17 protein-coding genes are annotated in these 23,192 nt (G+C 64.3%); 8 read left to right on the forward strand and 9 right to left on the reverse strand.

Features of this window, described 5'->3' with window-relative positions; all coding sequences use genetic code 11:
• Window positions 1–42: 42 nt before the first annotated feature.
• From CRO48_RS11635 to CRO48_RS11655, 6 genes are all read left to right on the forward strand, one after another.
• Window positions 43–1,332 carry an Hsp70 family protein gene (locus CRO48_RS11635; protein WP_097139325.1) on the forward strand — a complete coding sequence of 430 codons (1,290 nt, stop codon included), beginning with the start codon at window positions 43–45 and terminating at the stop codon, window positions 1,330–1,332.
• Between the two features lie 81 nt (window positions 1,333–1,413).
• Complete coding sequence (locus CRO48_RS11640; RefSeq protein WP_097139328.1) at window positions 1,414–2,202, forward strand: SDR family oxidoreductase; 789 nt, start codon at window positions 1,414–1,416, stop codon at window positions 2,200–2,202.
• Between the two features lie 84 nt (window positions 2,203–2,286).
• Window positions 2,287–3,192: a uracil-DNA glycosylase gene (locus CRO48_RS11645; protein ID WP_097139330.1), complete on the forward strand. Its 906-nt coding sequence runs from the start codon at window positions 2,287–2,289 to the stop codon at window positions 3,190–3,192.
• Window positions 3,193–3,389: 197 nt separating this feature from the next.
• Window positions 3,390–3,566 (forward strand): hypothetical protein, encoded by a 177-nt coding sequence (locus tag CRO48_RS32180; RefSeq protein WP_097139331.1) that lies wholly within the window; start codon window positions 3,390–3,392, stop codon window positions 3,564–3,566.
• Window positions 3,567–3,755: 189 nt separating this feature from the next.
• Window positions 3,756–3,899 carry a hypothetical protein gene (locus CRO48_RS32185; RefSeq protein ID WP_176526726.1) on the forward strand — a complete coding sequence of 48 codons (144 nt, stop codon included), beginning with the start codon at window positions 3,756–3,758 and terminating at the stop codon, window positions 3,897–3,899.
• A gap of 182 nt (window positions 3,900–4,081) precedes the next feature.
• Window positions 4,082–5,368: an MFS transporter gene (locus tag CRO48_RS11655; protein WP_097139334.1), complete on the forward strand. Its 1,287-nt coding sequence runs from the start codon at window positions 4,082–4,084 to the stop codon at window positions 5,366–5,368.
• 33 nt (window positions 5,369–5,401) lie between these two features.
• Here CRO48_RS11655 and CRO48_RS11660 read toward each other — a convergent pair whose 3' ends face one another.
• The gene (locus CRO48_RS11660) at window positions 5,402–6,340 is read right to left on the reverse strand and encodes a DMT family transporter (RefSeq protein ID WP_097139336.1); all 939 of its coding nucleotides are present in this window, start codon (window positions 6,338–6,340) and stop codon (window positions 5,402–5,404) included.
• A 320-nt stretch (window positions 6,341–6,660) separates the two neighbouring features.
• Here CRO48_RS11660 and pepN point away from each other — a divergent pair, with 320 nt between their 5' ends.
• Together pepN and CRO48_RS11670 are read left to right on the forward strand one after the other, a co-directional pair.
• Window positions 6,661–9,309 carry an aminopeptidase N gene (pepN, locus tag CRO48_RS11665; protein ID WP_097139338.1) on the forward strand — a complete coding sequence of 883 codons (2,649 nt, stop codon included), beginning with the start codon at window positions 6,661–6,663 and terminating at the stop codon, window positions 9,307–9,309.
• Between the two features lie 281 nt (window positions 9,310–9,590).
• A complete protein-coding gene (locus tag CRO48_RS11670) occupies window positions 9,591–11,939 on the forward strand; it encodes a PAS domain-containing sensor histidine kinase (protein ID WP_097139340.1) in 2,349 nt (782 codons plus the stop codon).
• Window positions 11,940–11,960: 21 nt separating this feature from the next.
• Here CRO48_RS11670 and CRO48_RS11675 read toward each other — a convergent pair whose 3' ends face one another.
• From CRO48_RS11675 to ccmI, 8 genes are all read right to left on the reverse strand, one after another.
• Complete coding sequence (locus CRO48_RS11675) at window positions 11,961–14,918, reverse strand: bifunctional [glutamine synthetase] adenylyltransferase/[glutamine synthetase]-adenylyl-L-tyrosine phosphorylase (RefSeq protein ID WP_097139342.1); 2,958 nt, start codon at window positions 14,916–14,918, stop codon at window positions 11,961–11,963.
• A gap of 177 nt (window positions 14,919–15,095) precedes the next feature.
• Complete coding sequence (locus CRO48_RS11680; protein WP_097139442.1) at window positions 15,096–16,511, reverse strand: sensor histidine kinase; 1,416 nt, start codon at window positions 16,509–16,511, stop codon at window positions 15,096–15,098.
• A 3-nt stretch (window positions 16,512–16,514) separates the two neighbouring features.
• The gene (locus CRO48_RS11685) at window positions 16,515–17,198 is read right to left on the reverse strand and encodes a response regulator transcription factor (protein WP_097139344.1); all 684 of its coding nucleotides are present in this window, start codon (window positions 17,196–17,198) and stop codon (window positions 16,515–16,517) included.
• A gap of 134 nt (window positions 17,199–17,332) precedes the next feature.
• Window positions 17,333–18,910: a Do family serine endopeptidase gene (locus tag CRO48_RS11690; RefSeq protein WP_097139346.1), complete on the reverse strand. Its 1,578-nt coding sequence runs from the start codon at window positions 18,908–18,910 to the stop codon at window positions 17,333–17,335.
• Between the two features lie 130 nt (window positions 18,911–19,040).
• Window positions 19,041–19,526: a cytochrome c-type biogenesis protein gene (locus CRO48_RS11695; RefSeq protein WP_097139348.1), complete on the reverse strand. Its 486-nt coding sequence runs from the start codon at window positions 19,524–19,526 to the stop codon at window positions 19,041–19,043.
• On the reverse strand, window positions 19,523–21,514 hold the full coding sequence (locus tag CRO48_RS11700; RefSeq protein WP_097139350.1) for a heme lyase CcmF/NrfE family subunit: 1,992 nt from the start codon (window positions 21,512–21,514) through the stop codon (window positions 19,523–19,525). The genes CRO48_RS11695 and CRO48_RS11700 overlap by 4 nt, the downstream gene beginning before the upstream one ends.
• The gene (ccmE, locus tag CRO48_RS11705) at window positions 21,511–21,963 is read right to left on the reverse strand and encodes a cytochrome c maturation protein CcmE (protein ID WP_097139352.1); all 453 of its coding nucleotides are present in this window, start codon (window positions 21,961–21,963) and stop codon (window positions 21,511–21,513) included. Before ccmE ends, CRO48_RS11700 begins: the two co-directional genes overlap by 4 nt.
• A complete protein-coding gene (gene ccmI / locus CRO48_RS11710; RefSeq protein WP_097139354.1) occupies window positions 21,960–23,102 on the reverse strand; it encodes a c-type cytochrome biogenesis protein CcmI in 1,143 nt (380 codons plus the stop codon). The genes ccmE and ccmI overlap by 4 nt, the downstream gene beginning before the upstream one ends.
• Window positions 23,103–23,192: the final 90 nt, after the last annotated feature.

Consider the following 23,192-nt stretch of genomic DNA (forward strand, 5'->3'; position numbering starts at 1 on the left):
AGGAGGCGCGCCCTTCCCGCCGTTCACCACACCGGACCCGTCATGACGATCGCCTACGGCCTCGATTTCGGCACCACGAACTCGGTGCTCGCCACCACCTGCGGCACAACGACGCAGTCCGTACTCATGCAGACGCCGGTCGGCGAGACCGACACGCTCCGGACCGCGCTTTCCTTCATGAAGAAGGGCCTGCACGGCCTTTCCAGCGAAGCGGGGCCCGCCGCGATCGCCCAGTTCATCGACAACCCCGGCGAATGCCGTTTCCTCCAGTCGATCAAAACGTTTGCCGCCTCGGCCCTGTTCCAGGGCACGCTGGTCTTTGCCAAGCGCTACGATTTCGAAGACCTGATGCACGCCTTCCTGTCGCGCCTGCGGGACTATGCGGGCGCGGAATTCGAAGGCGGCGCGGGACGCGTCGTCGTCGGGCGGCCGGTCCGGTTCGCCGGCAGCAATCCGGACGAACGGCTTGCGACGGAGCGCTACAACGCCGCACTTGCCCGCTTCGGCTTCCCCGAAGTCCATCACGTCTACGAGCCCGTTGCCGCCGCGTTCTACTTCGCGCGCAACCTCGACCGCGACGCCACCGTCCTCGTCAGCGATTTCGGCGGCGGCACGACGGACTACTCGCTGATTCGCTTCGAGAGCCATGCCGGGCGACTGACGGCGACACCGCTCGGCCACTCCGGCGTCGGCGTTGCGGGCGATAATTTCGACTTCCGCATCATCGACAACATCGTATCGCCCGTCATCGGCAAGGGCTCGATGTTCAAGAGCTTCGACAAGCTTCTTGAAGTGCCGACCAGCTACTATGCGAATTTCGGCCGCTGGAACCAGCTCTCGATCTTCAAGACGCTGCGCGACTTCACCGAATTGAAGAAGCTGGTCCGCGCCAGCCTCGAGCCCGAGAAGCTTGAGGCCTTCGTCGATCTCATCGAGATGGACGAAGGCTATCCGCTGTACCAGGCCGTTTCGGCAACCAAGATGCGGCTTTCGAACGCCGAGGAGACGGAATTCGCCTTTCCGCCGCTTGGCGACAAAGCCCGCCGCGTCGTCAGACGCTGTGACTTCGAAGGCTGGATCGCGCCTGAACTCGAGCGGATCGAAGAGGCGCTGGACGACGTGCTGACACAGACCGGCACGGCGCCTGGCGACATCGACAAGGTGTTCCTGACGGGGGGAACATCGTTCGTGCCGGCGGTGCGCCGACTGTTCGAGCAGCGCTTCGACCGCGACCGAATCGAAAGCGGCGGCGAACTCCTGTCAATCGCTCACGGCCTGGCCTTGATCGGCGCGCGCGACGACATCGCCGACTGGTCCGCCCGGACGCTCTGACGGCTCCCACGGTTTGCGCCGACGCCATTCTCGACTAGTTTGCCGGCCGAACGACGATAGAACGATCACAGGGAGACTGTCATGGACCTCGGAATCTCGAAAAAGAGAGCGCTGGTGCTGGCCTCGTCGCGCGGCCTCGGCCGCGCCATTGCCGTCGCACTGGCCCGGGAGGGCGCCGACGTTCTGCTCTGCGGCCGCAATGCCGAAGAGCTTTCGGCAAACTGCGCCGCAATCAACGCGGAAGGCTTGGGACGGGCCGACTTCGTCCCCGCGGACCTGTTCGAGGCAGACGTGGTCGAGCGGCTGGTGACGGGCGTTGCCGAAAAGCTGGGCGGGATCGACATCCTGGTGAACAATTCCGGCGGCCCGACGCCGGGTTCGACCGAGGACATGACGCCGGAGACGCTTCAAACCTACTTCAACGCGATGGTGCTGCGGCTGATCACGCTCACCAACCGCCTGCTTCCGCAGATGAAGAGCCAGGGTTGGGGGCGGATATTGACCGTCGCGTCTTCCGGCGTCATCGAACCGATCCCCGGTCTGGCGCTGTCCAACACGCTGCGGCCGGCGCTTGCCGGCTGGTCGAAGACGCTGGCAAGCGAGGTGGCCGCCCAGGGGATAACCGCCAACCTCCTGCTTCCGGGCAGCATTCTGACGGACCGGCTGAAAAGCCTGGATGCTGCTGCAGCCAAGCGAAGCGGCCGGACGCTGGAGGAAATCGCGGCTGCGTCCGAGGCGGCCATTCCCGCCGGGCGCTACGGTACGGTCGAGGAATTCGCCGCCACGGCGGCTTTCCTGTGCAGCCAGCCGGCCAGCTACGTGACCGGCAGCATCATCCGCTGCGACGGCGGTGCTGCGCGCTCCGTCTGACGCAGAGAGCTTCGACGCGGGATAAGCGGCACGCGGCTGTCGCGCCCTTGCCGCCCATGCAAGGGTTCCTGTATGGCTAGCGCCATGATCTCCGCTTCCGACCTCGACGCCGCCGAACTGGCCGCCCTGCTCGCGTTCCACGCCGATGCCGGCGTCGAATGGCTGCTGGAAGAACAGCCGATGGACCGGTTTGCCGAGTTCGAGGCGATGCGGGCCGCGCATGCGGCAAGGCAGGGGGCGGCAAGCGCCTCCTCGCCCCGGCAGGCCGAGGACACGCAGGCACGAACCGGCAGCGGGCCCGCGCGCACGACGACGCGCCCCCCCCAGCGCGATGCAGCCCCCGCTCCTTCCGTCGCCATTCCTGACGGACAAGCCGTCGCCGATGCCGCCTTTGTGGCGTCGAGCGCGCGCACTCTTGCGGAGTTGCGGACGGCCATGGAGGGATTTGGCGGCTGCAATCTGAAAAACAGTGCGCGCGGCCTGGTCTTTGCGGAAGGAAATGCGAGCCCCTCCGTCATGGTGATCGGCCCCATGCCGAATGCCGACGACGACCGAGAAGGCCTTCCCTTCTCAGGACGGCAGGGCGCGATGCTGGATCGCATGCTGGCGGGCATCGGCCTCAGCCGCGCCGACGTCCTGCTTTCGAACGTCATCCCATGGCGTCCGCCGGGAAACCGGGTGCCATCGAGCGCGGAAAGCGACATCTGCCGGCCCTTCATCGAGAGGCAGATCGCGCTGGCGGAGCCGAATCACCTGCTGCTGCTCGGCAATTTCGCGGCGCGATTCTTCTTCGGGGGTGCCCAGACGATCCATCAGTTGCGTGGAGAATGGCGGGAAATCGAGATTGCGGGCCGGAAAATAGCGGCACTTGCAACACTTCATCCCCAGGATCTCGCCGCAGCGCCGGTCAGCAAGCGACTTGCCTGGCAGGACTTGCTGGCGTTTCGCGCCCGGATCACCGCGGACAATGCGCCGATGGCGCAAGGTTAAACCTTTATATTTCAAGGATTTAATTGCCAACACCCACCGCGCCGGGTGTGAGCCTGAGCGCGATTTGCCGCTATTATGAACAAAATATTACCGAAGCCATGTCAAATACGCATATCAGGCGGTCGCAATGTCGCATTGCAAATCAAATGCTGCGCTGCAATATTAGCAAGCGGGAGGACAGATTAAGGAACGAGATCATGACCGCCCGCCTTCGCCCCATCCATTCCAGCTTCGAGACGCTGCGCTACGCCGGCTTCCGTCGGGCTAGTGGTTTCGGCGGCACGCGCGCCCCGGCCAACGAGCAGATGACCGCCGCTGGCTACGCTCGCATCAACCGCCCGGCCAATATCTACGCCGAATTCGTACAGCGTTGATCGCCTGCTCCGGCATGCAGACCCTTGCGTGCATGCAGACCATTGCGTGCCGGATCACTGAACGGCTCTTGCCGGCGCATTCACTTTCACGAAAGAAGCCGCGGAGCGCCCCCAGCGCTCCTTTTGTCGTTTTGCCTTTTCGCCCGAATGCGGTTCCCGCATTCTGGAGATAGGCTTGAGGAGAAGAGAATGGGACGCATACGCAAGCTGATCGCCGACCTGCACGACATCCGCACCGCGGTCAACGCCGCCCGCGAGTACAACGTGCTTGCAACGCTTCCGCGCAACGCCATGCAGCGCCAGGATCAGCTGAAGGCTCTCATGCCGAATTGAGCTGGCAGAAGCCTCCAGTCGGCCACGGCAAGCCGCTGCAGTTTCGCGACGTCAAGGCACCGCCGCTGCGGTTCTTTGCGGCAGGCGTTGTCGCGCTGGACAGCGCGCGAGGAGTTCTTTAGAGGCACACTCCTCCTGTCCGCGTCACCACTGAGGCGCATTTCTCCTTTCCGGATTTCCCGATGCTCGCGAGCCTCGTCCCGTTCCTGAGCCTGCTGATCTCCACGCTGCTGATGATGGTGGCGTTCGGTCTGCAGAGCTACGTCGTTCCCGTGCGCGCCGTTGCCGAAGGCTGGTCGACGCAGACGATCACCTGGATTGCGACCGGCTATACGCTCGGCTTCACGTCCTCGTGCATCGTCACGCCGAAATTCATTCTCGCCGTCGGGCATGTGCGCGTCTTCGTGGCACTGATCACGTTGCTTTCCATTGCCATCCTGCTCTGCTCGCTCATGGTCGACTGGCGCGCCTGGATCGTCTTCAGGACGATATCGGGCTTTGCCATCGCCGGCAGCTATCTGATCATCGAGAGCTGGCTGAACGAGCGGGTGACGAACGAGAATCGCGCCAGCGTGTTTTCCCTCTACGTCATGATCACGATGGTCGGCAGCGTGGCCGGCCAGTACCTGGTGCCGCTTGGAGATCCGACCAACACGACGCTGTTCATTCTCTGCGCCATCATCTTCTCGGTGTCGCTGCTGCCGACCGCGCTGACCTCCTCGCCGCTGCCCGCGCCGCCGACACAGGCACGCTTCAACGTGCTCAAGCTTTACCGCCGTTCGCCGGTTGCCGTCGTCGGCGCCTTTCTGGCCGGGGCGCTGTCGGGCGCCTGGCTGAACCTCGGCGGCGTCTTCACCCAGCGGATCGGGCTTTCGACGGCGCAGGGGGCCACCCTGCTCGCCGCCCTCCTCGTCGGCAGCACGCTCGCCCAGATCCCGATCGGTCGCGCCTCGGACCGCATGGACCGGCGCCTCGTGATGGTCGCCTGCGGCATCGTCGGCGTCGCTGCCAGCCTCGCCATGATCGCCGTACAGGGCGGCCCGCCGACGCTGCTCTATGTTGTTGCGGCGCTCGTCGGCAGTGTGCTGTTTCCGATCTACGCGCTCAACGTCGCTCATGCGAACGACCTCGCCCAGCCGGACGAATATGTCGAAGTGTCCTCGGGGATGATGATCGTCTACGGCATGGGCACGATCTCCGGGCCGCTGGTGGCGGGCCCGGTGATGGACCGTTTCGGCCCGACGGCGCTGTTTGCCGTCTTCACGCTCTACTTCGCCATCTACGGCGGCTATGCCGCCTGGCGCATCGCCCGCCGCGACGCGGCAAGCGGCATGGTGGCGAAGACCGACTACCAGGCGATGCCGGTGCAGCCACTCGGCGCGGAAGCGTCTGCCGCAGCGCTGCAGGGAGAAAGCTCCGACGAGCCCCTGATCGCCGACACCACCACGCCGCAATGGACGAAGCCCTGACAGCGGCTTGCGTTTGCGGAAATCCCGCAGGCTTCATCCATGTGGGGTCATGTGCCTGCGGGCGGCCTTCCGGCGCAGGCCAAGCCTGTGCTCGCGGACAATGATGAAAATGCCGGCGCAGATGACGATCAGCGTGCCGACGAGCATCGCAAGCGTCGGCACATCGCCAAACAGCACATAGCCGAAGCCGAGGCCGAGCACGATCGAGGTGTACTCGAACGGGGCGATGGTCGAGACGTCGGCATAACGGTAGCTCGCCGTCAGCAGGATCTGCGCCACCCCGCCGCAAAAACCCGCAAGCGCCAGAAGCAGCAGCGCCCTGCTGTCGAGATCCGCCCAGCCGAGCGGCAGGGTGGCAAGCGAAAAGACCGATGCCGAGAGCGAGAAGTAGAGAACGATCGTCGGCGTCTTTTCCGTCTGGATCAGCTTGCGCACCAGCACCATCGCGACGGCGCCAAGGGTTGCTGAGACGAGAACGGCTGCAGCGCCCAAGGCCTCCGCCGTGCCGATGCCGCCCGCATCGAGGAGCGTCAAACGTGGCCAGGTGATGATGGTGACGCCGATCAGCCCGATGAGAACCGCCGACCAACGGTAAAGCCCCACCGTTTCCTTCAGGAACAGGGCTGCGATCATGACCGCGATCAGCGGCATCGCATATCCGATGGCAATCGCTTCGGGCAGCGGCAGATGGATCAGGCCATAAAAGCCGAAGCTCATGGCCAGGATGCCGACGAAGCCGCGGGCCAGATGCCCGGTCACGTCCTTGGTGCGGAAGGAATGGATCAGTTCGCCTCGAAAGGCGAGATAGGCCATGATCGGCAGCATGGCGAAGGCCGAGCGATAGAAGGTGATCTGGCCGGTCGGAATGTCCTTGCCCGCCGCCTTGATCAGCGTGGACATGCAGACGAAGATCACGACGGAGGAGACCTTGAGGAAGATCGCCTTCATCGGCTGCTGTTGGTCGAACTCCATGGGAGAACAGTCTCTTATTCGCAGCCCGCGCAGGAGCCGGTGACGCGGAGCGTCATTCAAATATTCAATCGGCTAGACAATAACGGGGTTTTGCCCGATGCGGGGATGAATTTTGGTGATGCCGGCGAAAAGGTTTTGATGGGCGCCGTTCAACCTGCGGCCGCACTGCCTCCAAAGAAATCGTTGGAGGGTGCAAGACGGCAATGAGATGTTAAGCCGGATTGCATAGAAGGAATTCAGCCGAAGACCAATCCGTCCTTTCGCCCTTCGTCCCGATGCTCTAAATCAGGACAAGCTGAAGGACACGAGCAGGACATACCATGCGCACTGAGAGCGGCCGGATCATCAATCTGGCAGACTACCGTCCGACTGACTTCGTACTCGAGCGTGTCGACCTCACATTCGAACTTGATCCGACGGAAACGAAGTGCACATCACGCATGTTGTTCCACCGACGCGAAGGGGCAGCAACGGACGCCCCGCTCGTCCTGGATGGCGACGAACTGAACATGACCGGCCTGCTCTACGACGGCATGCCGATGGAAGCCGAAAGGTTCACGGAAGAAGACGACGTGCTGACGATCCGCGAACTTCCCGAAACGGGATCGTTCGAGATCACGGTCGACACGGTGATCAATCCCGAAGCGAACACCCAGCTGATGGGTCTCTACCGGACCAACGGCATCTACTGCACCCAGTGCGAGGCCGAAGGGTTCCGCCGGATCACGTACTTCTACGACCGGCCCGACGTGCTCTGCGTCTACACCGTCAACATCATCGCCGACAAGGAAAGCTGCCCACTGCTGCTATCGAACGGCAATTTCCTGGGTGGGGCCGGCTATGGCGAGGGCAAGCACTTCGCCGCCTGGTTCGACCCGCACCCGAAGCCGAGCTATCTCTTTGCGCTGGTGGCCGGCGACCTCGGCGTCGTCGAGGATAGCTTCACCACCATGTCCGGTCGCGAAGTCGTGCTCAAGATCTATGTTGAGCACGGCAAGGAACCGCGCGCGGCCTATGCGATGGATGCGTTGAAACGCTCGATGAAGTGGGACGAGGATGTCTTCGGTCGCGAATACGATCTCGACATCTTCATGATCGTCGCGGTCTCCGACTTCAACATGGGGGCGATGGAGAACAAGGGGCTCAACGTCTTCAACGACAAGTACGTGCTGGCCGACCCAGACACGGCGACCGACGCGGACTACGCCAACATCGAGGCGATCATCGCCCACGAATACTTCCACAACTGGACCGGCAACCGCATCACCTGCCGCGACTGGTTCCAGCTGTGCCTGAAGGAAGGGCTGACGGTTTATCGCGACCACGAGTTTTCGGCCGACCAGCGCTCGCGCGCCGTCAAGCGCATCGCCGAGGTGCGGCATCTGAAATCCGAACAGTTCCCCGAGGATGCCGGCCCCCTCGCCCATCCGGTGCGCCCGACGAAGTATCGGGAAATCAACAATTTCTATACGACGACCGTCTATGAGAAGGGCTCCGAGGTCACGCGCATGATCGCGACCATTCTCGGCGCCGAGCTCTTCAAGCAGGGCATGGATCTCTATTTCGAGCGTCATGACGGCGATGCCGCGACGATCGAAGATTTCGTCAAGTGCTTCGAGGATGCGAGCGGCCGCGATCTGTCGCAGTTCTCTCTATGGTATCATCAGGCCGGCACGCCGCTGGTCACCGTCTCGAGCGCCTTCGACCAGGCGAAGGGCGTGTTCACCCTGTCCTTCGAGCAGATGGTTCCGCCCACGCCCGGCCAGTCGGCCAAGGAGCCCATGCACATTCCGCTGCGTTTCGGCCTGCTGCTCGCCGACGGCACGGAGGCGCAGCCGAGGGCCATCGAGGGGGCGGAGGTCACCGGCGACGTCCTGCACCTGACCAAGCGCCAGCAGACGGTCACATTCTCTGGCATTCCGACGCGGCCGGTGGTCACGCTCAACCGTGGTTTCTCCGCGCCGATCAACCTGCATTTCGAACAGCCCCTCGCAGACCTGGCGCACGTCGCCCGGCACGACAGCGACTTTTTCGCACGCTGGCAGGCACTAAACGACATCGCGCTGCCGAACCTCGTCGAAGCCGCCCGCGGCGCCCGTAACGCCGGTGAAATCGCCGTCGATCCGCTTCTGGCCGACACGCTCATCGCCGTTGCCGGCGACGAAACGCTCGAGCCCGCCTTCCGCGCGCAGATTCTCGCGCTGCCGAGCGAAGCCGACGTCGCCCGGGAACATGGCGGCAACAACGACCCGGATGCGATCCGCGCCGGCCGCGAGGCTGTCCTGGAGGTCGTCGCACACAAGGGAGCGGAACTCTTCGCAGCGCTCTTCGACCGCAACCACACCAGGGGTGGTTTCACGCCGGATGCGGCCAGCGCTGGAAAGCGCGCGCTTCGCAATGCCGCTCTCGGCTATCTCGCCATTGCCGAGGGCCGGCCCGATCGCGCGGCGAAGGCCTTCGAGACCGCCGACAACATGACCGACCTGAGCGCGGCCCTCACCGTGCTCGCCCATCGCTTCCCGGATGCGCCGCAGACGGCAGAAGCACTGGAGGCGTTCCGGGCACGCTTTGCCGACAATGCACTGGTCATCGACAAGTGGTTCTCCATCCAGTCGACCATTCCCGGCTACGGCGCGCTGGATCGGGTCAGGGCGCTCATGGAGAGCCCGCTCTTCAACAGGTCGAACCCGAACCGCGTACGCGCGCTCGTCGGCACCTTCGCCTTCTCCAATCCGACCGGCTTCAACCGCGCCGATGGCGCGGGTTACCGCTTCCTCGCCGAGCAGATCCTCGAGATCGATCCGAAGAACCCACAGCTTGCCGCCCGTATTCTCACTTCGATGCGCTCCTGGCGGGCGCTCGAAGACGTGCGCTCCGACCATGCGCGCAATGCACTGCGCACGATCGCTGCCGGGGAGAAGCTTTCTTCGGACGTGTCGGACATCGTGGAACGCATGCTGAAGGCATAAGCGCTGCGGCCCTTCCTTCCGATGTTCTGATCAGGGTTGTTGCCGGCCGGGACCTGTTCCGGCCGGGCAGCGCTCCGGCAACACCTCTCCTCCCTGCCCGCTGACAACGCCGACGCCGCGCGGTGCGCCGCCTTCCACCGGCAAGTGCGAATTTCCACCCGCAAGAAATGGTTAACAGAGTTTTACCGTTTCCTCTGGACAAGGCGAATCGCGAATGATTCATTAGCTTAGATTCGGATGAGCGGCATTTCCGAATCACCAGAAGAAACAGGGTATTGGACATGGCGGACGCGCAGCGGGGACGCGCAGCCGGGGGGCGGATTCGTCTCAAATTTCCAGGTGTGGCAACCTGGGACAAGGACCTTTCGGGGCGCGCGCGGATATTCGCCGGTCCGGAATCGCTTCGCATGTCGCGTGCGGAGCCAGTGCTGAAGCGTTCGATCCCGGTCCTGATCATCGCCTTTCTCCTCGTTGTCGGGATCGCCCGGCTGAGCGGGCTGATGTTTGAGCAGCAGCGCATGGACAGGGGTGTCCGCGACAGCACCGCGCTGATGGCCGCCGCCGTCTCCGTTCTCGTTTCGACGGACGAGGGCCGACTGATTTCTGAGGGCGTGCGTGGCGATGCCGAACGTGCCCTTGCAAAGTACCTCCCACAGGACCGGCTACCTGAAGGCGCACTCGTCCTTTTCATCCAGAAGAGCGGGCGGGTGTTCGGCGGCTCGCTGTCAGGCGCGCGCTTCGTCGGCATGTCGGTCGCCCGGATCGCGCCCGACGTCGCAGCGACGCATTATTTCGGCGAGCCTTCCGGCGTCATGCGCGCCAGCATCGGTCAGGCGGATCACTACGTATCGATCATCGATGCGCCGAACGGCGCCGGCTATGCGCTCGTTGCCAGCCCGCTGGAGGCGATCGAGACGCTGTGGCGGAGCGAGCTGTCGCTGAACGTGACGCTCTTTGCCGGCATATCCGCCATTCTCGGCTTCATTCTCTATGCCTATTTCCTGCAGGCCAAGCGCTCGCGCGATGCCGATGCGATCTTCGTCGAATCCAATCTGCGCGTGGAGACTGCGCTTGCGCGCGGCCGTTGCGGCCTCTGGGACTTCGATCTCTCCAGTCGCCGGCTGTTCTGGTCGCGCTCGATGTACGAGATGCTCGGCATGAGCCCGAAGGAGGACTACCTCTCCTTCGGCGACGCCGCGCGCCTCATGCACCCGGATGACGACGGCATCTACCAGGTGGCCCGCGCGATCGCCAAGGGCGAGGCACGCCAGGTCGACCAGGTGTTCCGCATGCGGCATGCCGACGGCCACTACGTGTGGCTTCGCGCCCGCGCGCAGCTGATCCGGATGGGTTCGGGCCGCACCCACATCATCGGTATCGCCATGGACGTCACCGAACAGCATCGGTTGGCCCAGCGCTATCAGGAGGCCGACCAGCGGCTGGCGGTCGCGATCGAGTGCACGTCTGAAACCTTCGTCCTGTGGGACAAGGACGACCGCCTCGTCATGTGCAACGCACACTACCAGCAGGCCTATGGATTGCCGGACGACGTGCTCGTACCGGGAACCGAACGGCTGGTGGTGCTCGCAGCCGCTGCCCGTCCGGTGATTGCAAGGCGGATGGCGGACAACGGCGCCGGCACCGGTTCGCAGACGACGGAGGTGCAGCTTGCCGACGAACGCTGGCTGCAGGTCAACGAGCGGCGCACGCGCGACGGCGGCCTCGTCTCCGTCGGAACCGACATCTCCATGATCAAGCGGCATCAGGCACGCCTGCGGGAATCCGAACGGCGCTTGGTGGCGACAATCGGCGATCTGTCCGCCTCCCGCGCAACGCTTGAACAGCAGAAATCCGAACTTTCGATCGCGAATGCGAACTATCAGGCGGAGAAAGACCGGGCCGAAGCGGCCAACCGGGCCAAATCCGAGTTCCTGGCCAACATGTCGCACGAGCTGCGCACGCCGCTCAACGCCATCCTCGGCTTCTCCGAGATCCTGCAGAACCAGATGTTCGGACCGCTGGGTTCGGAGAAATACGACGAGTACGCCCGCGACATTCACGACAGCGGCCAGCACCTGCTCAATGTCATCACCGACATTCTCGACATGTCGAAGATCGAGGCGGGTCACATGCGCATCAGCTGCGAGCAGATCGATCTCGCCCCGCTCGTCGACGAGACGCTGCGTCTGACCGCCGTGCAGGCCAAGCAGAAAGACATCCACATCGTGCAAGAGGTTTCCAGCGGGCTTTCGCTCGTGGCGGATCGCCGCGCGATGAAACAGATCCTTTTGAACCTGCTCTCGAACGCGATGAAATTTACCGACAACGGCGGGGAGGTCCGCGTGCGGGCGCGCAAGCTCGGGGGCGCCGTGACGCTGACGATCGCCGACACAGGCATCGGGATTCCCAAGCAAGCGCTCGCCAAGATCGGCCAGCCATTCGAACAAGTGCAGAGCCAGTATGCCAAGAGCAAGGGCGGTTCCGGCCTCGGCCTTGCCATATCGCGGTCGCTGACCCGGCTGCACGGCGGCGCCATGCGCATCCATTCGCAGGAAGGCAAGGGAACCGTCATCTCTGTGCGGATCCCCGAACGCCAGGGCGCGACGCAGTCCTGCAAGGCCACCGCCTGAGATCACCCGAAACCGCAGCTTTCAGGCGGTGACGGTCGCCTGGAAAATGCGCCGCACCGCTTTTGATAGCCGGCGCAGCTCGGCCTCCAGCGTCTTGAGGTCCGGGCAATCGCCGGCCCGGCAGACGAGGTCAACAAGCCCGGCCGGTGCTTCCTTCGGATCGAAGGGACCGTCGATGCAGAGGCGGACGATCTGGGAAATCTCGGTATAGGTCCGCAGCGCCTGCAAGATGGTGTCGAGGCTGTTCGGATCCATCTGCCCGCGGGCGACGATCGCCAGCGCCTCGCCCGTCGGCATGGCGGCGGCCGGAAGCTCCGCCCCGCGCGCAGGCCCGACGAGCGTCAGGAACTGGGCGATGAACTCGATGTCGATCAGCCCGCCGGGGATGAGCTTGAGGTCCCAGATGTCCTTCGGGGCTTTCTCCTGCTCGATGAGGGCGCGCATTTCTGCCACATCCTTCGCGATCGCCGAAACGTCTCGCTTTCGCTCCAGCAGCTTGCAGATCGTTGTGCGTGCCTCTTCCGCAAGGCTTTCGTCGCCACAGACCACGCGTGCGCGGGTGAGCGCCATGTGCTCCCAGGTCCAGGCCTCCTCCTCCTGATACTTGGCGAAGGATGCGATACGCGTCGCCACCGGCCCCTTGTTGCCCGACGGGCGAAGCCGCATGTCGACCTCGTAGAGCACGCCTTCTGCGGTCGGCGCTGACAGCGCCGCGATCAGGCGCTGGGTCATCCGGGCGAAGTAGCGCGTCGCATCCAACGGCTTTGGCCCGTCCGACTCGCTCGCAGCATTCCCCTCGTAATCATAGAGCAGGATGAGATCGACGTCGGAACCGTCGGTCAGTTCGAAACTCCCGAGCTTGCCCATGCCGAGGACTGCGACGCGCCCGCCGGGGAACACACCATGCGCGGCCTCGATCTCGCGCTGGACGGCGCAAAGCGCCGCCTCGATGATCAGATCGGCGACATGTGTGAACGCGCGCCCCGCCTGCGCGCCACCGATCGTGCCCGTCAACAGCCGGATGCCGATCAAGAAGCGCTGCTCGGCGGCGATGATGCGCAGCCGGTCGAGCACCTCCTCATAGTGGCGCGCGCCGGACAGGAACGCCGCGATCCGCTCGGCCAGGGAGGTGCGCGTCGGCAGCTCAGCCAGAAGGCGGGGATCGAGCATGCCATCGAAGACGTGCGGGCGCGCGGCGATGATCTCGGCCAGCCTCGGCGCGGACGACATGACATTGACGATTAGCGACAGCAGCCGGGGATTGTTGCCAAGCAACGAAAAGAGCTGAATCCCCGCCGGCAGGCCCGAAAGAAAGGTATCGAAGCGCAGCAATGCCTCGTCCGCGCGCTTGCTTTCGCCGAACACCTTCAGAAGCTCCGGCGTCAGTTCCGTCAGGCGCTCGCGCGCCTCGACGGACTGGGTGGCACGGTAGCGCCCGTAATGCCAGGTGCGGATCGTCTGCGAGATCGCTTCGGGCCGCTGGAATCCCAGCTTGCGCAGGGTGGCAAGCGTGTCGGGATCGTCCCGCTGCCCGGTGAAGACCAGGTTTCCGCCTTCGGTGGAGAGCTTCGCCTCCTGCTCGAACAGGTCTCCATAGCGGCGTTCCACGGTCTTCAGCACCGTCACGAGCGCGTCTGCGAATGCAGCCGTATCGGCAAAGCCCATCATGAAGGCGATGCGTCTGAGCTCGGCTTCGGTCTCCGGAAGCACGTGGGTCTGTTCGTCGCGCACCATCTGGATGCGGTGCTCGACGTCGCGCAGGAACCAGTAGGCTTCGGTCAGTTCGGTCGCGGTCGCTACGTCGATCCAGCCCGTCCGCGCCAGTTCCTGCAGCATCGCCTCCGTCGAACGCAGCCTGAGCGCCGGCATGCGTCCGCCGGCGATCAGTTGCTGGGTCTGGACGAAGAATTCGATCTCGCGAATGCCGCCGCGGCCGAGCTTGACGTTGTGGCCCTTCACCGCGATTTCCCAATGCCCCTTGTGGACATGGATCTGCCGTTTGATCGAATGAATGTCGGCGATCGCGGCATAGTCGAGATACTTGCGGAAGACGAAAGGCGTCAGCTCGCGCAGGAAGCTTTCGCCAGCGGGCACATCGCCGGCGATGGCCTTGGCCTTGATGAAGGCGGCCCGCTCCCAGTTCTGGCCACGGCTTTCGTAATAGAGCATGGCCGAATCGACCGATATCGCCAGCGGCGTGGCGCCCGGATCCGGCCGTAGACGGAGGTCGGTGCGGAAAACGTAGCCGTCGGCCGTCCGCTCCTGCATGATCCGGATCAGCCGCCGAACCAGCCTTGCAAAGGTCTCCGTCGCCTCGCCCGGATCGAGCGCGATCTCCGCCTGTGGGTCGAAGAAGACCACAAGGTCGATGTCGGAAGAATAGTTGAGTTCGCCGGCGCCGAGCTTGCCCATGCCGAGCACGATCATGCCTGATCCGGCCGAGGGACGGATGCTGTCTTTCAGCTTCACCTTGCCGGATGCCTCCGCCGACAGCAGCAGGTGATCCATCGCCGCGCCTACCGCGGCCTCGGCAAGGTCGCTGAGAAGTGCTGTTGTCTGCCGCCCGTCGATCAGCTTGGCAAGGTCGGCCATTGCAGTCAGGAATGCGACCTTGCGCTTGGCCCTTCGCAGCCGCGCCATGACCGCCGCCTCGGAGACGTCGGCGTTCAACGCCGGGTCCCATGCCCCGCGCGCCTCGGCAATGGCCTGTCGAAGCTCCGGCAGGAGCGGCTCGGTAATGGCAATGGAAAGAAGCTCCGGTGAGACGCGAGCGGTATCGCGCAGGAATGGCGACAGCGAAAATGCCGCCACGACGAAGTCCTTCAGAACCGACTCCGATACCAGCAGCTTGGCAACATCATGATGGTCACGCGCGATATCCTTCAGGTCGGAAAGGACCGACTTCACCTCCGTCTGGCTGAGCGGCCGGATCTTGCAGGCGCAGATATCGCTCAGACGCGTTTCGTCGGTCAGCCTCATGGTTCTCCTCCGATGGGGCGACTTGTCGGTGCAGGCTCTTGCAAGACCGGCCTGCCCACGATCCCCTCCCCCTCCTCTACCAGCCAAGGCGAGCGACGAAAACCGATCCCGGGAGAGAAAGCGGCTGAACGGTCAGCAAATTCCGTTCGGATAGGGGACGCGAAGAGCGGGCAGACGTCAGGCCTTTGCCGGCACCGCGGCCGGAAAACGCATCGTCGCCGTCAGTCCTCTGGCATCGATGCCCTCGCCGGTCTCGCCGAGCGCGAGGCTGCCGTGATGCACCTCCATCACCGCCTCCACCAGCGACAGGCCCAGGCCTGTTCCGGGCTTGCTCCGGCTCTTGTCGAGGCGAACGAAACGCTTGAGCACGTTGGCGCGCTCTTCTGCGGGAATGCCGGGGCCGTTGTCGGAGACTGAGACGACCGCTCCCTCGCCATCGCGCTCCAGGCGTACGCAAATCCGGCCGTCCGCAGCGCCTTCCGCATATTTGATCGCATTGTCCAGGAGATTGCCGAGCGCCTGCCCGATCAGTTCGCGATTGCCGTTGATATGGATATCGGGTGCGACGTCGGCGGTGACGGCCAAGCCGGCCTCCTCGGCCGCCGGCTCGTAGAGTTCGACGCAGTCGGAGACGATCTGCGACAGGTCGACTGGCAGCATTTCGGCGACCGCCGAGCCCGCCTCGACCCGCGAGATCATCAAAAGCGCGTTGAAGGTGCGGATCAACTGGTCGGATTCGGCAATCATCTCCGAAAGCGCCTCGCGATACTCCGCTGGCGTGGTCTTGCCGGCGAGCGCCGCTTCGGCCTTGTTGCGAAGCCGCGTCAGCGGGGTCTTGAGGTCATGGGCGATGTTGTCGGAAACCTGCCGCAGGCCTTCGTTGAGCTTCTCGATACGCCCCAGCATGGAATTCAGGGATTCCGAAAGCCGGTCGAACTCGTCGCCGGACCGTCCGACCGGCAGGCGCTGGCTGAGGTCGCCGTCCATGATACGCTGGCTGGCGTCCGACATGCGGTCCATACGGCGCAGCGCGTTGCGGCCGATCAGATACCAGATCGCCAGCGCGCCGATGCCCATGATGCCGAGGGCGACGACCAGCGCCTGGCGCACCAGGCCGCGGAAGTGCTCCGGCTCGCCGAGGTCGCGGCCGACCAGTATCTTCAGGCCGTTGGACAGCAAAAAGACCTCAGCGCGTGCGGCATGCCGCTCGGACTTGCCTTCGTCGCCGAATCGCTCGTAGCGAAAGGGGGTCTCGGTCCAGCCATCCCTGTCCAGAACGCCGGGCTGGAGGGACAGCACGTTGCCGGCAAGGATCTCGCCCGCGGGATTGGCGATAATGTAGAGGTTTGCGCCCGGCTGGCGGGCGCGGCGCTCCAGCGTTCTCAGAAGGCCGTTCATGCCGGCCCGGTTGAAGACGTCCTGAATCTCTGCGACCTCGCTGAGCACGGTTTCGCGCATCTGCTGCCGCAGCAGGTTTTCCGACATGGAGGTGACGTAGAAGACCAGGAATGCCGCACAGGCCGCAAACAGCAGGATGTAGAGCCCGGACAGGCGAACCGCGGTGGTGCGGAAAAGTGTCGCCATTCCCGACAGCATTCAGGCGGATACCTCGTCCTTGATCATGTAGCCGGCGCCCCGTACCGTCCGCAGCAGGGGCTGGTCGAAGTCCTTCTCGATCTTGGAGCGCAGGCGAGAGACGTGCACGTCGATGACGTTGGTCTGCGGATCGAAGTGATAGTCCCATACGTTTTCGAGCAGCATGGTTCGCGTCACCACCTGGCCGGCATTCTTCATCAGATATTCCAGCAGGCGGAATTCACGCGGCTGCAGCAGTATCTCCCGGCCGCCGCGGCGCACCACATGCGCCAGCCGGTCGAGTTCCAGGTCCCCGACCCGGTAGGTCATGTCCTGTTCGGGGGTCCCCTTGCGCCGGCCGAGCACCTCGACACGCGCCAGAAGTTCGCTGAAGGCATAGGGTTTGGGCAGGTAGTCGTCGCCGCCGGCGCGCAGGCCCGTCACCCGGTCGTCGACCTGGCCCAATGCCGACAGGATCAGGGCGGGCGTATGGATGCCGCGTGCGCGCAGCTCGGAAATCAGCGACAGGCCGTCGCGCCGGGGCAGCATGCGGTCGACGACGAGGGCGTCGTAGGAATTCTCGGTTGCAAGAAACAGCCCGCTATCTCCGTCGCTGGCGTGATCGGAGACGATCCCCGCCTCGCGAAACGCCTTGGTCAGGTAGGCGGCTGCATCCAGATCATCTTCTACAATCAGTATCTTCATGGATGAACCTTACACGGGTTATAGCGAGATTGAACAGGTTGTCTGCGACGTCCGGAATGGCGAATTGTCCGGTGTCTCGACGCAAGCGCCGCGAAACCTTGCGATTTCGCGGCGCCAGGATCGAGCTGTGCGGGTCAGCCCTGGTCGATCGGCAGGGCGAGGAAGCGGCTGCCGTTGTCGGTCTCGACCTGGAACAGCGCCTTGGAACGACCGTCCTTGCGTGCCTGTTCGATGACCTTCGTGATATCGTCAGCCGACTTGATTTCCTGGTTGTTGACCGAAGTGATGCGGTCGCCTTCCTTCAGGCCGCGATCGCTCGCATCGGAGTCCGGGTCCACGGCGGCGACGGTTACACCGCTGCCGTCATCGGACGGGGTTACGGAGATCCCGAGGCTGGCGAGTTCTTCCTGGGCAGACGGCTGCTGGTCGGGTGCAGACTGCTGCTCGGAAGACGCCTGCTTGTCGGCCTCCAGCCTGGCGATCTCGACCTTGACGGTCTCGGACTTGCCGTTGCGCCAGACTGAAAGCTCCACATTCGTGCCAGGCTTGACCACGGCCACACGCTTTGCGAGGTCGCGCGGGTCCTTGATGGTGTCGCCGTCGAGAGCGGTGATGACGTCGCCCTCCTTGATGCCGGCCTTCTCACCCGGCGAACCGGCCTGCGGTTCGACGACCAGCGCACCCTGTGCCTCTGCCAGGCCGAGCGATTCGGCGATGTCCTTCGTCACCGGCTGGATCTGGACGCCAAGCCAACCACGATCGACCTTGCCATCCTTCATCAGGTCGGACACCACGTCCTTTGCGACAGACGCGGGGATCGCAAACGCGATGCCGACGTTGCCGCCCGAGGGCGAGAAGATTGCCGTGTTGATGCCGACGACTTCACCGTTGAGGTCGAAGGCCGGGCCACCCGAGTTGCCGCGGTTAACGGCAGCGTCGATCTGCAGGTAGTCGTCATAGGGGCCAGAGCCGATGTCGCGGCCGCGGGCCGAGATGATGCCGGCGGTCACCGTGCCACCCAGGCCGAACGGGTTGCCGACGGCGACGACCCAGTCGCCGACGCGCACCTTGCTGTCGTCGGCAAAGGTGACGTAGGTGAACTTGCGGTTCTCCTTGTTGTCGACCTTGAGCACGGCGAGGTCGGTGCGGCTGTCCTTGCCGACCAGCTTGGCGTCCAGCTCGGTGCCGTCGTTCATGATGATGGTGAAGGCGGCGCCGTCGTTAACGACGTGGTTGTTGGTGACGATGTAGCCGTCCTCGGAGATGAAGAAGCCGGAACCCTGCGAGGTGGGGCGCAGGTGACCCTTGCGCTTGCCGCCGTCCTTGTCGCCGAACTGGCGCTGACCGGGACCGCGATCCGCACGCGGGCCGCCGTCCGGGCCGCCGAATTCGCGGAAGAAGCGCTTCAGCGGATGGTCGTCCGGCAGTTCATCGAAACCGCGGCCGCCGAAGTTGAAGCCGAAGCCGTTGCTGTCGTCGGAGACGGGCTTGACGTCCGACTGCACACGAACAGAAACGACGGCCGGCGATACCGCATCGACAACGTCCCCGAAGCTTGCCACCTGGGGTGCCGTCACTTTGACGGGTTCGGCGAAGGACTGGGCGACCTGCGCCGGAATGCCCGTCGCCAGCATCAGCGCGGCGAGACCGGCAACGGTCGAGGTCTTCAGGACCGTCTTGAAAGAGGGACGGAAGGAAACTTGTTTAGACATCGCAGAACCTTTTCTCTGTTGGCTCGACTGGAGATCGATGACCAAGAGATAGGTCCTCGCACATTACGGTGCACTGTCCGCGGCATGAATTTTTGGTAATGTTGGCCACAATTCGCCAATGGTGCCAACACTATTGCGCGCCGGCCCCTCCGTCCGGCCGATCCGTGCCCACAATTCGTTCAAGTGCCGCCTTCTCGTCCGCCGTCAAGGGCTCGCCGACGGCCTGCCCCGAACGTCGACGGACGAACAGGACCATCGCGACCGCCCCGCCCAGAAAGACGACGATCGGTGCGCCCCACAGCAAAAGCGTCTCCGGCTTCAGCCGCGGCTTGAGCAGCACGAACTCGCCGTAGCGGGAGACCACATAGTCGATCACGGCCTCGTCGCTGTCTCCGCTGGCGATCCGTTCGCGCACGAGAAGCCGCAGGTCGCGGGCAAGCTCGGCGTTGGAATCGTCGATCGACTGGTTCTGGCAAACCATGCAGCGCAACTGGGCCGACAACGCCCTGGCGCGCGCCTCGAGCACCGGATCGGACAAGACTTCGTCCGGATTGACGGCGAGCGCCGGGATGGAACCGAGCAGGAACGCCGCGGCAAGGAGAAGCTTGCGAATCATTCCGCGGCCTCCAGGCGCGCGGCTGCCTTTGTCGTGCGCGCACCCTGCGGCGCACCGATCCGCAGGCGGCGGTCGAACAGCGACACGGCGCCGCCGGCCATCATGATGAGAGTGCCGAACCAGATGCACAGGATCATCGGTTTCCACCAGACGCGAACGACGATGCCGCCGTCGCCCATCTGATCGCCCAGCGACACATAGAGCTGGCTGAACCCGAAGGTGCGGATGCCCGCCTCGGTCGTCGGCATCCGCCGCGCCGTGTAGAACCGCTTCGAGGACCAGACCTCGCCTGCCTTGACCCCGGCGCGGGAAATGCTGAAATGCCCGCTTTCCTCGGTGTAGTTGGCTCCGCGCCCCTGCCGCATGCCGTCGAACGTCAAGGTATATCCGCCGGCGGTGACCGTGGCGCCCGGCTTCATCTCTACGACGTGCTCGGTCTCGAATGCGGAGACGGCGACGATGCCGATCACGGTCACGCCGAGGCCGAAATGGGCCAGCGCCGTGCCGAAGGCCGATCCCGGCAGGCCGAACAAGCGCTTGCGCGCGATCCCCGCGCTGACCTTTCCGACACCGGCCCGCAGTGCCAGGTCCGTCACCGAGCCCGCCAGCATGTAGAAACCGAGCGCGAGGCCGAAATAGGAAAGCACCGGCCCGCCGCCGTGCATCCACTGGACGATCGCGGCCAGCGCCAGCCCCACGCCGACGGCGGCAAAGAGGCGCTGCCCGGCGGCAAGAACATCGCCGCGCTTCCATGCGAGCAACGGCCCGAAGGGCACGGCCAGCAAAAGCGGCACCATCAGCAGCCCGAACGTCAGGTTGAAGAACGGGGCGCCGACCGAGATCTTTTCTCCGGTCAGCGATTCGAGCACCAGCGGATACAGCGTGCCGGTCAGCACCGTGGCGGCAGCCGTCGTCAGGATCAGGTTGTTGAAGACCAGCGCACCCTCGCGCGATATCGGCGCGAACAGCCCGCCTGCCTTCAGCGCCGGCGCGCGAAAGGCGAAGAGCGACAGGGCTCCGCCGATGAAGACGATCAGGATCGCAAGAATGAACACGCCACGGGTCGGGTCTGTGGCAAAGGCGTGAACCGATGTCAGCACGCCGGAGCGGACGAGGAACGTCCCGAGCAAAGAAAGAGAGAAGGTCAGGATCGCGAGCAGCACCGTCCAGATCTTCAGCGCCTCGCGCTTTTCCATGACAAGCGCCGAATGCAGGAGTGCCGTGCCCGCCAGCCACGGCATGAAGGAGGCGTTTTCCACCGGATCCCAAAACCACCAGCCGCCCCAGCCGAGTTCGTAATAGGCCCAGTAGGACCCCATGGCGATGCCGGCCGTCAGGAAGCTCCAGGCCATCAGCGCCCAGGGGCGCACCCAGCGGGCCCAGGCAGCATCGATGCGCCCGTCGATCAGGGCGGCGATCGCGAAGGAGAAGCAGACGGAGAAGCCGACATAGCCGAGATACAGAAGCGGCGGATGGATCGCCAGGCCGACGTCCTGCAGGATCGGATTGAGGTCCTTGCCTTCGCCCGGTGCCGGATCGAGACGCAGGAACGGGTTGGAGGTCAACAGGATGAAGAGGGCGAAGGCGGCTGTGATCCAGCCCTGCACGGCCAGCACGTTTGCCTTCAGCCGGTCGGGAAGATTACCGCCGAAGGTCGCCACCAGCGCGCTGAAAAAGGCGAGGATCAGCAGCCACAGCATCATCGAACCTTCGTGGTTCCCCCAGACGCCGGAGACCTTGTAGATCATCGGCTTCAGCGAATGAGAGTTCTCCCAGACGTTCCGCACCGAAAAGTCCGAGGTTACGTAGGCGAAAGTCAGGACAGAGAACGAAAAGAGCGTCAGCAGGAATCCCGCCGTCGCGGCTGCCGGGGCCACCGCCATCAGCGCGGGGTCGTTCCGGAGCGTTCCGGCGAGCGGCAGCAGCGACTGGACGATCGACGTCGCCAGCACGAGGATCAGCGCGTAATGCCCGATTTCGATGATCACCGGATCGTCTCCTTGCCGCTGAGCGTCACGCCTTGGGCCTTGAGGCGGTCGGCCACGTCTTTCGGCATGTAGGTTTCATCATGCTTGGCAAGCACGGTGTCGGCAACGAATACGGAACTGCCGGATGCGAAGCTGCCTTCGGCAACGACGCCCTGCCCCTCGCGGAAGAGATCCGGCAGGATGCCAGTATAGGTCACCGGCACGGTACCGATCGTGTCGGTCACGGCAAATGTCACGGTCGAGCCCTCGCCGCGCTTCACCGTTCCTGTCTCGACCAGACCGCCGAGCCGGATGCGCGTTCCTGGCGGCACGTTGGCGGTGGCAAGATCGCCCGGCACATAAAAATAGGCGATCGACTGGCTGAAGGCGAACATGACCAGCAGCACCGCCGCAACCAGGAAGCCCACGCCCCCGCCGATGACTGCCAACCGCTTCTGCTTGCGCGTCATTGCCCGCTACCCTCGACCTTGATCGCCAGTTCGTCCGCCAGCGCCAGCAGTTGCCTGCCATTCTCGCTCTGCGGGGGAAAATTCTTCAGCGCCGTGCGTAGGGCGTCCTCGGCCGCCTGTCTTTGATCCAGAACAGCATAGGAGCGGATGATGCGCATCCAGCCCTCGAAATTGTGGGGGTCTTCCTTCAGCCGGTCCGCAAGGCTCTCGACCATCCCGGCAATCATCTGTCGGCGATCGTCCGGCGTCATCTCGTCGGCGGCCGCCACTTGCCCTGCATCGGGATTGCCAGGCGGCTTCGCCTGCTCTCCCCGGGAAAGGCCGGCAACATGCCGTTTGACGAGCGGCAGCCAGGGGGCATCGGCGGGCGAATCCTTCGCCAGCGCCTCGAAGGCCGCCAGCGCCTCGTCGCGCCTGCCTTCCTGTTCCAGCGCCAAAGCGAGGTAGAAGCGCGTGCGCGGATTGCCGGCATCCAGCGCCTGCGACTGCTGCAGTACCTCGCGCGCATCCTTCGTGACGATCCCGCCCGACAGCGCGATCAGCGCCTCGGCGTATCCGTCGAGCCTTGCTGCGGACGGTCCAAGCACGCGGATCCCCTCCCGATAGGCATTGGCCGAATCCTCGATCCGCCCGTTGCGGTAGTAGATGGGCGCGAGAATATCCCAGCCAGCCCCGTCGTCCGGGTTCTCGGCGAGGTGGGCTTCCGCCTTGGCGATCAGGATGTTGACGTCGTTGCCGGGATTGGCAAGGCGCGCGGCCAGTGGCTGCGCGGGAAGCTCGGGGTGTCCGGCCGACAAGTAGAGACAGAGCCCCACGGCCGGCATGACGACGATGATCAGCGCCTGAGCCAGGAGATTGCGCCGCCGCGTCGTCGCAGGGTGTTGCCCGCTCCTGCTCGCCCCTTCGCGCGCCGTGGCCGCGATCAGGCGCCGGGCGATCTCTGCCCGCGCCAGTTCCGCTTCGGCCTTGCCGATCAGGCCTGCGGCCTCGTCGCGCATCAATTCCTCTAGCTGGTCACGGTAGACCTCGGCGTCGTTCGTATCGTCGACATTCGATCGCCCCCCTGCCCGCAGGAGCGGGAGGAGCAGGACGGCCGCGACCGCGGCGGTGAGAACGGCAACAAGGATCCAGAAGAACATGGCGTCCAATTAATGGAACACCATGCCTTTTCCAATTGCAAAAGCCGAATTGACGGAGATTTGAGGCGTTTAGCCGCAAGCGGTGCGCGA

This window comes from Rhizobium subbaraonis (genome assembly GCF_900220975.1).
GTDB classification, from domain to species: Bacteria; Pseudomonadota; Alphaproteobacteria; order Rhizobiales; family Rhizobiaceae; genus Mycoplana; species Mycoplana subbaraonis.